Source organism: Alkalihalobacterium alkalinitrilicum (assembly GCF_002019605.1).
Classification (GTDB): Bacteria; Bacillota; Bacilli; order Bacillales; family Bacillaceae_F; genus Alkalihalobacterium; species Alkalihalobacterium alkalinitrilicum.
This window is the reverse complement of sequence record NZ_KV917368.1, coordinates 4,664,511-4,676,816: the sequence shown is the minus strand read 5'-3', so window position 1 is coordinate 4,676,816 and position 12,306 is coordinate 4,664,511. Positions and strand designations below refer to the sequence as shown.

Below are 12,306 nucleotides of genomic sequence, written 5' to 3'. Positions count from 1 at the left end.
AAGTCGATATGACAATTACTTTTTCTGATCGTTACTATTCAATACACGTAAAATTTCGGTAGCGATTTTTTCTGGGATGGCTATTTTTTTATATTCTTCTATCGTTGCTTCTTTCATTTTTTTTATGGAACCAAAGTGTTTCAAAAGCTTTCTTCGTCTCTTTTCTCCTACACCTGGAATATCATCCAGTACAGATGAAAAAAGGGTTTTACTTCGAGCCTGTCGGTGAAATGTTATTGCAAACCGGTGGACCTCATCTTGTATTCTCTGCAATAAATAAAATTCGTGACTATCTCTTTTTAAAGGAACGACTTCGGGAGGATCACCCATTAGTAGCTGAGAAGTTCGATGTTTTTCATCTTTCGCTAAACCACACACTGGTATCGTTAATCCTAATTGATCTTCTAAAACACTTTGTGCGGCTGAAATTTGTCCTTTTCCGCCATCAATAACAATAAGGTCAGGAAATGGACCATTCTCTTTTAAAAGACGCAAATACCGACGATAAACGACTTCTCGCATGGATGCATAATCGTCAGGTCCTTCAACGTCTTTTACTTTATACTTTCTGTAATCCTTCTTACTCGGCTTTCCATCGACAAAAGTAATCATCGCAGATACGGGGTCGGTTCCTTGAATATTCGAATTATCAAACGCTTCTATTCGATAAGGTGTTGAAATTCCGAGGGCTTTCCCTAAATTTTCAACAGCTTTAATCGTTCGTTCTTCATTTCTTTCAATAAGTGTAAATTTTTCTTTTAGTGCTACTTCTGCATTTTTGGTCGCTAAATTTAAGAGATCTTTCTTTTTTCCTTTTTTCGGTTGCGCGACCTTTACTGAAAGTAATTGTTCAACTAAGTCAGCTTCAATTTCTTCAGGCACGAGAATTTCTGTTGGCTTCACATGATCTTTTTTTAAATAAAATTGCCCAATAAAGGTTAATACGTCATCAAGTGGATCTTGATAGAATGGAAAAATGGAAACATCTCTTTCGATCAACTTCCCTTGTCTCACAAAAAAGACTTGAACACACATCCACCCTTTATCATACGCATAAGCAAATACATCACGGTCGACTTTATCATTGATCGACATCTTTTGTTTTTCCATGACCATTTCCATTTGTTGAATCAAATCTCTTAACTCTTTAGCTCGTTCAAAATTTAATTCTTCTGCTGCTTTATTCATTTTATCGAACAATTGATTTTTGACAGCTTCATGTCCATATTTTAAAAACCTTGTAATTTCATGAACCATTTCTTGATTTTGTTCCTTCGTTACTTCCTGAACACATGGGGCCAAACACTGACCAATATGATAATAAAGACAAACTCGGTCTGGTAGTGTACTACATTTTCGCAAAGGATAAAGCCTATCTAGTAGCTTTTTTGTTTCAGTAGCTGCCCCTGCATTTGGATATGGTCCAAAATATTTTCCTCCATCTTTTTTTACATTACGTGTCGTAATTAAGCGGGGATGCTCTTCAGACGTAATCTTCAAATACGGATACGATTTATCATCTTTCAGCATTACGTTATACTTAGGTTCGTGTTTTTTGATTAAATTCATTTCCAGTATGAGTGCTTCAATATTAGATGATGTAATAATATATTCGAAATCGGCTATTTCACTTACGAGCCGTTGTGTTTTCGCATCATGTGTTCCAGTAAAGTATGAGCGTACTCGATTTTTAAGGACCTTTGCTTTACCAACATATATAATCGTCCCTTGACGATCTTTCATTAAATAACATCCTGGTTGATCTGGAAGTACCGCTAGCTTTTCTTTTAGAGTAGACATCCTTTTTCCTCCCTTACCTCTATTGTTCTCAATAGGGAAGGTTTTTGCAACAAAATAGATTATGAATTTTTATCAAAATCGAGTAGGTGGAAAATAAGTTAACCTATTTTCGCCCCTCTCACAACACCGTACATACGGGTCTCGTATACGGCGTTTCAATTTATATTACAGTGTGTACTTTTAAGTAACGTTCTAAAGCAGAGGGTACTCCCCTTTGTTTTAGTCTTTTGTTTGAGATTGCTTTTTGAACAACTTTCGATACTCCGATATACCGATAACCTTTCCGGCAGAACGTTAATCCTTTCGCTTCTTCTTCAGGTATCCCTAATTGAGTTAGCGACTTGATTTGTTTTTTCGCTACCTTCCATTGTTTCCAGATGATTACCCTTAATCTTGAGCGTAATTTCTTATCTATTCGACTCATTGCTGTTTTCATATTTGCGATTCTAAAGTAATTCACCCATCCGAATATGACTTGTTTCAGTTTCAGTATTCGGTAGTCTAACGGAACACTCCAATTTCGCTTTGTCAATTGTCGAAGCTTCCTTTGAAATTTCTGTACTGAAATTGGATGAGGCCGCACTTGATATCTCTTGTTATTAGGATCATAATAATACCCAAATCCCAAGAATTTTAACTCTTTTGGGCGAGAAACTTTACTCTTTTCGGCATTTACTATCAATCCTAATTTCTCTTCTATAAATCTCACGATTGATTTCATCACTCTGTCAGCGGCTTTTTCGCTTTTCACAAAGATGAGTGCGTCATCAGCGTATCTTATGAATCGTAATCCTCTACTTTCTAATTCCTTATCGAGTTCATTCAACATAATATTACTCAATAATGGACTGAGGTTACCTCCTTGCGGAGTCCCGATTGGTGTTTCTTCATATTTCCCATTCACCATGACCCCACTAACAAGATATTTTCTTATTAGAGAGATAACGTCTCCATCATCTATTGTGTTGGCAATAATTCGCATGAGTTTATCGTGGTGGACTGTATCGAAGAATCTTTCAAGGTCAATGTCCACTATCCAATCGTGTCCATCATTCAGATATTCCAAGCTTTTTATAATTGCCATCTCACAACTTCTTTTTGGTCTAAAGCCGTAACTGAATTCACTGAACTGCTTTTCGAATATCGGACTAAGTACTTGGTGAATTGCTTGTTGAACTACCCTATCCACTACTGTTGGTATTCCCAATTTGCGCATCTTTCCATTTTCTTTTGGGATCTCCACTCTTAAGGCAGCTTGTGGTTGGTATTTTCTTGTTCTGATGCGCTGGCGCAGTTCATCCTTGTTCTCTTTCAGATATTGTTTTAGTTCGTCGACTGTTACTCCGTCGACCCCACTTGCACCCTTATTTCTATAAACACGCAGGTAAGCTTCGTTCATGTTTTGATTACTTAAAATCTGCTCTAAAAGCTTCACACTCGTTTCTCCTCTCCTCTCACGTAGTAAGTGATAGCTCCATTTTGGCTATCCTTTGAGATACGCTCATTCTTTCACCATTAACACATTCGGAGTTCGTCACTTACGCATTCGTGGCGTTGAAACACTATAAATTGTTCAGCCCTTCATGAGATTACTCATTACTATGGCTTCTGCTGACTTCTTGCGGTTAACCTTTGTCGAATGTACATATGTACATTCGCAAGATCTCCCAGGGTAAGACAACTATCTTTCCTCTTTTACTCGCCTGATTTACTCTATAAAGTTACGCACATCTTTTGGACTTTGCCTTGTCATGGAGCCTCATCCCTTTATAAAGCCTTGGTATCCGATTTCTGTTCGTCGAGCCAAGATTTTATTCCACGCTTCCTCTAGCCCTTACCTCACGATAAGTACCTTGCGCTTCCTTAGTGGTTGGTCGATGTGTACCCCCACAGTGGACTTTCACCACCTAGATAGTTGCCATGCCTGGCACACAATAAAAAGACTCCGCAGAACGGAGTCGGGTCTATTGATTATAGATGTTTATTTATTAGCTCAACAAGCGCTTCTTTCGGTTGGAAACCAACAACTTGGTCCACTTTTTCACCGTTTTTGAAAACCATTAGAGTAGGGATACTCATAACACCGAATTTCCCAGCCGTTTGTTGATTTTCATCAACATCTAATTTGACGATTTTCACTTTGTCGCCCATTTCTTCCTCTAGTTCTGTTAAAACAGGAGCGATCATTTTACACGGTCCGCACCACGGAGCCCAGAAGTCCGCTAATACAACACCTTCACCAGTTTCAGTTGCAAAGTTTTGGTCAGTAGCATTTACAATTGCCATTATTAATTTCCTCCTTATAATCCAACTTCTTCTACAAAATGAATTATAACACTACGGTATTCCGAATGCTATTATGTTGCTCACCTATGTATCATACCCATTTTCACAAAAAAATAACGCTCTTCACTCGAATACGGTTGAATTGTTTATGTCTCTTCATACCTTTATTTAATATGTAAAATTATAATTCCAAAAAACCGCCTCAAAATGAGACGGCTTTTCTCTTACTTTATTAAGATACAACTACTTTTTTAAGCTCTTCTGTCAATAAAGGTACTACATCAAATAAGTCACCAACAATACCGTAATCCGCAACTTCAAAGATCGGTGCTTCTGGATCTTTGTTAACTGCAACGATTACTTTAGAGTTAGACATACCCGCTAAATGTTGGATTGCTCCAGAAATACCGAATGCGAAGTAAAGGTCAGGCGTTACCACTTTACCAGTTTGCCCGATTTGTAGAGCGTAGTCGCAATATTCCGCATCACACGCACCACGAGATGCACCTACTGCAGCGCCTAATACATCCGCAAGTTCTTGAAGTGGCTTGAAACCGTCAGCACTTTTCACTCCACGTCCACCAGAAACGATAATCTTTGCTTCTGAAAGGTCAACCCCACCTGTAGCTTTACGTACAACCTCTTTTACAATCGTACGAAGGTCTTTAATTTCTACAGCAACACTTCCAACATCCCCAGAACGAGACTCATCTTTCTCTAATGGCTCAATGTTATTTGGACGAATGGTTACGAGAACTGTTCCTTCTTCAATTTGCTTTTTCTCAAAGGCTTTACCAGAGTAGATCGGGCGTGTGAAAACAGGCTCACCACCGTCCACTTCAATGTTTACTACATCGGAAACTAAACCAGCGTTTAATTTCGCAGCAATACGAGGAGACACGTCTTTACCTATTGAAGTATGTCCCATAACAACACCTTCTGGTTGTTCAACGTCCATAACTTGTAGAATGCCTTGTTGATAAGCATCTGTTGTATATACTTTTAAGTCAGCATGTTCAACTTTAACTACACGATCAGCACCGTAATGGATCATAGCGTCTGCTAAGTCACCTACTGATTCACCTAATAATGCAGCAACTACTTCTCCACCATCTGCAATTAGTTTTGCAGCTGCAACTGCTTCAAACGAAACGTTACGAAGTTCACCTTCACGAATTTCACCTAAAACTAGTACTTTTTTTGCCATGTTGATCCCCCCAATTATATGACTTTTGCTTCAGACTTTAATAATGAAACCAGTTCTTTTACTTGAGCATCCATTTCGCCTTCAAGAACTTTACCTGCTTGTTTTTGTGGTGGTAGTAAGATTTCTACCGTCTTTGATTTTGCTTCTACATCTTCTTCTTCTAAATCGAGGTCATCTAAATCAAGTGTTTCTAATGGCTTCTTCTTCGCTTTCATAATCCCTGGAAGAGATGGGTAACGAGGCTCGTTTAAGCCTTGTGTAGCTGTTACAAGTACCGGTAATGAAACTTCAACCGTTTCCTCATCACCTTCAACATCACGTACGATTGTAGCTGTATTTCCATCAATCGTTAACTTAGTGATTGTCGTTACAGAAGGCATACCTAGCATTTCAGCAACACGAGGTCCAACTTGTCCAGAACCACCGTCTACCGCTACGTTTCCTCCTAAAATAATATCAATCTCTTGGTCTTTTAAGTAGGTTGCAAGCAAAGTAGCTGTTGTGAATTGGTCCGTCTCTTCAACGTCTTCACTATCAATAAGAACTGCTTTATCAGCACCCATTGCTAGAGCGGTACGAAGTTCTTTTTCAGCATCCTCTGTTCCTACTGTTACAACAGTAACTTCTCCACCGTGCTCATCACGAAGAACGATTGCTTCTTCAATTGCGTACTCATCGTATGGGTTGATAATGAATTCAGCTCCGCTGTCATCAATTTGTCCACCATTGAGGACAATCTTTTCTTCCGTATCAAAGGTACGTTTCATAATAACGAAAATATTCATTGTAGTCCCTCCCTAAATTGGTTAACTTATTTATTTTGAAATTCTGGTTTACGTTTTTCAAGAAAAGCTTGGATTCCTTCTTTGCTATCATGAGACTCTCCAGCAAATCCAAAGAGCTCAGCTTCTTTTTCTAAACCTTCAGTAAAATTCGAATCTTGTGCATATGATAAAGCTTCTAATGCTAGCTTCATAGTATAACGACTTTTCTTTGCAATTTTTCCTGCTAGTTTATAAGCTTCTTCCATCATGAGCGCTCGCTCAGAATATACGGAATTTATAAGACCTAAAGATAATGCTTCAGATCCAGTAATTGGCTCACTCGTTAAAATTAATTCTGTTGCTTTTGCTTTACCTATGATACGTGGTAACCGTTGCGTCCCTGCAAATCCAGGAATTAACCCTAACTGAAGTTCAGGTAGACCCAACATCGTATCCTCTGTCGCTAGACGAATGTGACACGCCATTGCTATTTCTAATCCTCCACCTAAAGCCGCACCATGAATAGCTGCGATTACTGGTTTTGGAAAAGCTTCAATACGATTTAATAACTCTTGACCTTTTCTTGCTAATTCAGCAAACTTGTTACCGCTTTCAAGTGTAGTAAATTCTTTAATGTCTGCTCCTGCGGCAAAAAAGCGCCCTTCTCCATGAAGAATGATAACACTCACATCTTCATTATGCTCAACCTCATTAAAGGCCTGTGCCAACTCTTGTAATAATAGAGATGATAAGGCGTTCGCTGGAGGTCGATTTAAAGTGATTGTGGCAATCTGTTGCTCCACTTTTACAGAAATGGTCTCCATTCTGTCTTTTCTCACTCCTCTCATGGTAAGCATCCTCTTTTTCTATTATCTACTGCAGATACCATTTAACAACAACTGTTGCATTGGCTTTGCAAGTGAGATCAAATCATATTTACATTCTTTCATTACCCAGTTTGTAACGACTTCATCTAGTGTACCAAAAATCATTTGTCTTGCTAACCGGTAATCTAAATCTTCTGAGAAGTAACCGCTTTCTTTGCCGTCAATTAAAACACTATCAATTAAGTCTAAATACTTCTTTAACACTTCGTTGATTCTCACCCTAAGCTCAGCATTCGATTGACGCAACTCGAGTTGAGTAACAATAGCGAGCGCTCGATTAGCCGACAGTTGACTAAAGTGCATTTCAACTAAAATAATAAGTTTCTCTTTTGGGGTTAAATTCCCTTCAATCTTTTCTTGGATCTTATCAACAAACCTACCCATTTTTTCTTCAAACAATGAAATGAGAATATCTTCTTTGTTTTTAAAATAAAGATAGATTGTTCCATCAGCCACTCCAGCTTCTTTTGCAATTTTCGATACTTGAGCATGATGGTAGCCATTTTCAGCAATAATCTTTACCGCTGCCTCAATAATTTGATCGTATTTAGGTCCTTTTTTCTTTCCCATGGCATTCTTCCTTTCAAAGCAACAATTAAGTTAAGTTGCTCAGTAAAATGAATGACCATTCATTCATATTTCATATTTTATTGTAAGGGCCGTAATTTGTCAACGAAATTATTGAAGTTGTAAGAATTTTTCAACATAAAATAACTCTTACTCTATTTCTATCATATAATGAAAACGATAGCAAATCAATGTATGAAACATTTGTGAACATAGTCAATCGTTTAAAAAAACTCGAAAATGTTTTCATAGTAACGTTCATTCCTAGTGTTTTTCCATTAGTTTCTAGTGGTTGATTGTTTTTGATATTTTTGTGAACATTAGAATAACTTGATAAATATCATCCTAATAAAGTAAAAAGACTGGCAAAGCCAGCCTTCATGTTAACTCGATATTTTCACTCGATCATTTTGCTTTTTCTTTTCTTCTTCTACAAGTACACGTCGTAATACTTTTCCTACCATTGTCTTTGGTAGTTCAGTACGGAATTCATAATGTCTTGGGACTTTATAAGCTGCTAGTTGATCTCGGCAAAACGCATCGAGCTCTTTTTCAGAAACTGAAACCCCTTCTTTTGTTACAACAAATGCCTTAACCGTTTCACCGCGATACGGGTCTGGTACACCAATAACAACTGCCTCTTGTATCGCTTCGTGTTCAAATAGTATTTCTTCAATTTCTCTTGGATAGATGTTAAATCCACCCGCAATGATCATATCTTTCTTACGATCCACGATATAGAAATAACCATCCTCATCCATATACCCCATATCTCCTGTTAGTAGCCAATCTTCATAGAATGTAGCTTGGGTTTCTTCAGGACGATTCCAATAACCTTTCATCACTTGTGGTGCGCAGACCGCTAGTTCACCAACTTCTCCTGGTTTCGCCACTTCTCCAGGCTCAATAAAAATAACCGCATCTGTATCTGGCCAAGGTAAACCAATACTACTAGCACGCCTATCTTCCCAAATTGGATTACAGTGCGTGACAGGTGATGCTTCCGTTAACCCGTAACCTTCAACTAATCTACCACCCGTTATTTCTTCAAATTTTGCCTGTACTTCCGCAGGTAATGATGAGGATCCACTGATACAAGCTTCAATCGAAGATAAATCATAGTTTTGAATGTCTGGATGATTGACTAACCCAATATACATTGTTGGTGCACCTGGGAAAATGGTAATTTTATGCTTATCAATAATTTGCAAAATTTCTTTTGGGTCAAATTTAGGAACTATAAACATTTGTGCAGCAGTCATAATGGAAATATTCATGGAAACCGTCATCCCATACACGTGAAAAAATGGGAGTGCGGCAAGTGTCCGATTTTCTTGACTATTTATTTTGTACATCCAATGAAAGCATTGGGTTGTATTCGCTACAAGGTTACGGTGTGTCAGCATTACTCCTTTAGCTAATCCTGTTGTCCCACCAGTATATTGAAGTAATGCTAGATCCTCCTTAGCATCGACTTCAACTTGTGGTGGGTCTTCACTACCTTTAGATAAAAATGAAAGAAAGCTTACCGTTGTATTATTGTACGTCACTTGAGGCTTGAAGCCGTAATTTTTCTTTTGAATAAACGGATAGATTAAGTTTTTTGGGAATGGTAGATAATCTTTGATAGCGGTTACAATTATCTGTTTAACTTTCGTATTATGTTTTACTTTCATGACTCGTGAATAAAGCAAATCTAAACATAAAATAAATTTTGCACCTGAATCAGCTAATTGGTGTTCTAATTCTCTCTCCATATAAAGTGGATTTGTTTGAACAACCACACCACCTGCCATTAAAGTTCCATAATAGGCTATAACCGCTTGAGGACAGTTAGGCAACATGATGGAAACGCGATCTCCCTTTTTTAAGCCTGCTTCCATTAAAGCGTTTGCAAACTTACACGTAGAACGAAACAAGTCAGCATACGTCATTTGTTTACCGAAAAAGTAAGTTGCCTTTTTAGAAGGAGATCTCTCATACGTATCTTTGAGAAGACCATGTAATGTTTGATCTTCATAGTTAATAGAATGAGGGACTTCTTTAGGATATTTATTGTGCCAATTCATTTCTGTAACCTGTGCCAAGCGAATTCCTCCTTAAGTCTCTCCTTTTTCCTACAATGCATTCATTCTCTCTAATCTACATTGTAATGAATGTTCATTCATTTTTAAATAGATTTTTTTAATTTTTTTAATATTTTTTATTTAAATGTACAAAAATTAGTTGTATTTGAAATTTTACATTACGACTTTATTCGTTTATGAGCCAGCCAAAATCAGCTTCATTAGTAGAAGTTTATTATTAGTCAAATTGTAGAAAACATAATAAAAAAGCGGCTTCGCAAAGATGCGGTAGCCACTTTTTAAAGTTATGAAGTTTGTGTCTCTTCCGATTGTTCTTCGAGTTTTGCTTTTTCCTCATCCACGAGGACGCGTCTTAAAATCTTTCCTACAAGTGTTTTTGGTAATTCATCTCTAAATTCGTATAGCTTTGGTACTTTATAAGCTGCTAAATGTGCTCGACAATACTTATCGAGTTCATCTTCTGTTAAGCTTTTTCCATCCTTGAGGACGACAAATGCTTTAACTGTTTCACCGCGATACGGATCAGGGACACCGATAACAACAGCTTCCTGAATATTTTCATGTTCATACAAGACTTCCTCGATCTCACGTGGATAGATGTTAAATCCGCCAGCAATGATCATGTCTTTCTTACGGTCAACAATATAAAAGAATCCCTCTTCATCCATGTACCCCATATCTCCTGTTAAGAACCAGTCGTCCTTAAATGTAGCTGCTGTCGCTTCTGGTCGGTTCCAGTAGCCTTTCATCACTTGTGGTCCACGGATCATAATTTCACCGACTTCACCAGGTTCAGCAAACTCGCCTGTTTCAGCTGACAAAACAACAGCTTCAGTGTCAGGCCAAGGAATACCGATACTACCTTCTTTTCGTTTTCCCCAAATTGGTGTTGATATCGCAACTGGAGACGTTTCGGTTAATCCATACCCTTCAACGAGCTTTCCACCTGTTAACTGCTCGAACCGTTGCTGAACTTCAAGTGGCAATGGGGCAGCCCCACTAAGACAAGCTTCAATCGAAGATAAGTCATAATTTTGGATATCAGGATTATTAATCAGTGCTACGTACATCGTAGGTGCACCAGGGAATATCGAAACTTTTTGTTTATCAATTGATTTTAGTACATCTTTTGGCTCAAATTTTGGAAGAACAATCATTTTAGAATGATACATAATGGACACATTCATAATAACGGTCATGCCATAGACGTGAAAGAAAGGTAAAGCAGCAAGAATACGTTCTTCTCCTTTTTTCATCTTATACATCCATTGTAAACATTGCGTCGTATTCACAACTAAATTATGGTGTGTAAGCATGACACCTTTTGCTACCCCAGTTGTCCCACCTGTATATTGTAATAAAGCTAAATCTTCTTTTGGTGAGATTGGAATATCCATCTCTTTTTCAGAACCCGCTTTTAGAAAATCAGCAAAATTAATCGTCTTAGCATCATACGTAATGTCTACTGTAATTCCTGTGTTTTTCTTTTGAATAAATGGGTAAATTAAATTTTTTGGAAAAGGTAAAAAGTCTTTAATGCCTGTGACAATGACATGTTCTAAGTTTGTTTTATTTCGTACTTTTGCTACACGGGGATAAACTAAATCCAGACAAACAATAACTTTTGCTCCTGAATCATTCAACTGATGTTCTATTTCCCGTTCAACATATAATGGATTGGTTTGGACGACAATAGCTCCAGTCATCAGAGCTCCATAATAGCAAATAACAGACTGAGGAGTATTCGCTAGCATAATCGCTACTCGATCACCTTTTTTAATACCCAGGCCTTGTAGCTGATTAGCGAACTTTTTTGCTAAAGTATAAAGTTCCTGGTACGTTAATTCTTTTCCAATAAAGTAAATCGCCTTCTTATCTGGTACTTGTTCTGCTGCTTCCTTTAAGTACGATTGAAGGCTCCTTTCAGGATATTGAATTGATGTCGGTATTTCTTCTGGGTAATGCTCTAGCCAGCGCTTTTCAACCGTTGTTGTCACAGTTAAAAACCTCCCTTTTTTATTAGTCTCCTTTCCAACCATTCCCTCTCTAACTCTATTGTAATGTAAACGGTTGCAAAATTAAACTGATTTATTAAAATTTTTCGAAAAAAGTGGTAGAAACATCGAAATGTCCCTACCGCTTCCGCTATACAAATACACTTTTTACCCGTTTATAAATTAAATAACATAAAAATAACTCCTAAAAGAATAAACAGACCACATAATATATAAAGAACTTTCCAAAGTGTTTCCACTAAAAAATTCCTCCTACTCCAGTTACAAAGAAATTATACTCGCGCCAATAATATAAGAAAGCGAAACCGAAATGACCATAGCGATAAAACCGACAGCACGATTATCATTGGCAATTTCTTGGTCGACCTTAAAACTTGGCGTTAAAAACTCAAACATAAAATAACATAATAATAAAAGCATGAAGCCGAAGATACCCCATCCGAGCATCTCTAATATTGAATCGTTGTGAAGGATAGAGAAGCGAAAGATATTCGCTACACCGAAAATCTTTCCACCTGTCGCAAGTGCGACAGCTATATTCCCTTTTTTAATCTCCTCCCAATTGTTATATTTTGTTACGAGTTCAAATACAGCTAAAAAAACAATGATAGCAAGTACGGACACGCTGTAGTATGCTGCGGTTTGAATATAAAGATTTTCAAAAAGATTAGCCATCAAAATAACCGCCCTTTA

Annotated in this window: 10 protein-coding genes; all 10 read right to left on the bottom strand. The window is 37.6% G+C overall.

Going from position 1 to position 12,306, the window contains the following annotated elements; genetic code table 11:
- Positions 1 to 15: 15 nt before the first annotated feature.
- The 10 genes from uvrC to BK574_RS22560 all read right to left on the bottom strand — a co-directional run bounded on the left by uvrC (position 16) and on the right by BK574_RS22560 (position 12,288).
- Entirely contained in the window at positions 16 to 1,800 is a 1,785-nt protein-coding gene (uvrC, locus tag BK574_RS22605; RefSeq protein WP_075388298.1) for an excinuclease ABC subunit UvrC, read from the bottom strand.
- Positions 1,801 to 1,960: 160 nt separating this feature from the next.
- Complete coding sequence (gene ltrA / locus BK574_RS22600) at positions 1,961 to 3,235, bottom strand: group II intron reverse transcriptase/maturase (protein ID WP_078430171.1); 1,275 nt, start codon at positions 3,233 to 3,235, stop codon at positions 1,961 to 1,963.
- A gap of 536 nt (positions 3,236 to 3,771) precedes the next feature.
- Complete coding sequence (trxA, locus tag BK574_RS22595; protein WP_075388299.1) at positions 3,772 to 4,086, bottom strand: thioredoxin; 315 nt, start codon at positions 4,084 to 4,086, stop codon at positions 3,772 to 3,774.
- 232 nt (positions 4,087 to 4,318) lie between these two features.
- Positions 4,319 to 5,293: an electron transfer flavoprotein subunit alpha/FixB family protein gene (locus tag BK574_RS22590; RefSeq protein WP_075388300.1), complete on the bottom strand. Its 975-nt coding sequence runs from the start codon at positions 5,291 to 5,293 to the stop codon at positions 4,319 to 4,321.
- Between the two features lie 14 nt (positions 5,294 to 5,307).
- On the bottom strand, positions 5,308 to 6,078 hold the full coding sequence (locus tag BK574_RS22585) for an electron transfer flavoprotein subunit beta/FixA family protein (RefSeq protein WP_078430170.1): 771 nt from the start codon (positions 6,076 to 6,078) through the stop codon (positions 5,308 to 5,310).
- Between the two features lie 26 nt (positions 6,079 to 6,104).
- The gene (locus BK574_RS22580; protein WP_078430958.1) at positions 6,105 to 6,881 is read right to left on the bottom strand and encodes an enoyl-CoA hydratase; all 777 of its coding nucleotides are present in this window, start codon (positions 6,879 to 6,881) and stop codon (positions 6,105 to 6,107) included.
- A 45-nt stretch (positions 6,882 to 6,926) separates the two neighbouring features.
- Complete coding sequence (locus BK574_RS22575) at positions 6,927 to 7,514, bottom strand: TetR/AcrR family transcriptional regulator (RefSeq protein WP_078430169.1); 588 nt, start codon at positions 7,512 to 7,514, stop codon at positions 6,927 to 6,929.
- 380 nt (positions 7,515 to 7,894) lie between these two features.
- On the bottom strand, positions 7,895 to 9,580 hold the full coding sequence (locus BK574_RS22570) for a long-chain-fatty-acid--CoA ligase (protein ID WP_078430957.1): 1,686 nt from the start codon (positions 9,578 to 9,580) through the stop codon (positions 7,895 to 7,897).
- Positions 9,581 to 9,882: 302 nt separating this feature from the next.
- Entirely contained in the window at positions 9,883 to 11,595 is a 1,713-nt protein-coding gene (locus tag BK574_RS22565) for a long-chain-fatty-acid--CoA ligase (RefSeq protein WP_238458074.1), read from the bottom strand.
- Positions 11,596 to 11,874: 279 nt separating this feature from the next.
- Positions 11,875 to 12,288, bottom strand: a complete 414-nt coding sequence (locus tag BK574_RS22560; RefSeq protein WP_075388304.1) for a DUF350 domain-containing protein — start codon at positions 12,286 to 12,288, stop codon at positions 11,875 to 11,877.
- Positions 12,289 to 12,306: the final 18 nt, after the last annotated feature.

Coding starts and splice junctions, on each gene's coding strand:
- uvrC (WP_075388298.1), bottom strand. CDS start 1,800: ATGTCTACTCTAAAAGAAAAGCTAGCGGTACTTCCAGATCAACCAGGA.
- trxA (WP_075388299.1), bottom strand. CDS start 4,086: ATGGCAATTGTAAATGCTACTGACCAAAACTTTGCAACTGAAACTGGT.
- BK574_RS22590 (WP_075388300.1), bottom strand. CDS start 5,293: ATGGCAAAAAAAGTACTAGTTTTAGGTGAAATTCGTGAAGGTGAACTT.
- BK574_RS22585 (WP_078430170.1), bottom strand. CDS start 6,078: ATGAATATTTTCGTTATTATGAAACGTACCTTTGATACGGAAGAAAAG.
- BK574_RS22580 (WP_078430958.1), bottom strand. CDS start 6,881: ATGGAGACCATTTCTGTAAAAGTGGAGCAACAGATTGCCACAATCACT.
- BK574_RS22575 (WP_078430169.1), bottom strand. CDS start 7,514: ATGGGAAAGAAAAAAGGACCTAAATACGATCAAATTATTGAGGCAGCG.
- BK574_RS22570 (WP_078430957.1), bottom strand. CDS start 9,580: ATGAATTGGCACAATAAATATCCTAAAGAAGTCCCTCATTCTATTAAC.
- BK574_RS22560 (WP_075388304.1), bottom strand. CDS start 12,288: ATGGCTAATCTTTTTGAAAATCTTTATATTCAAACCGCAGCATACTAC.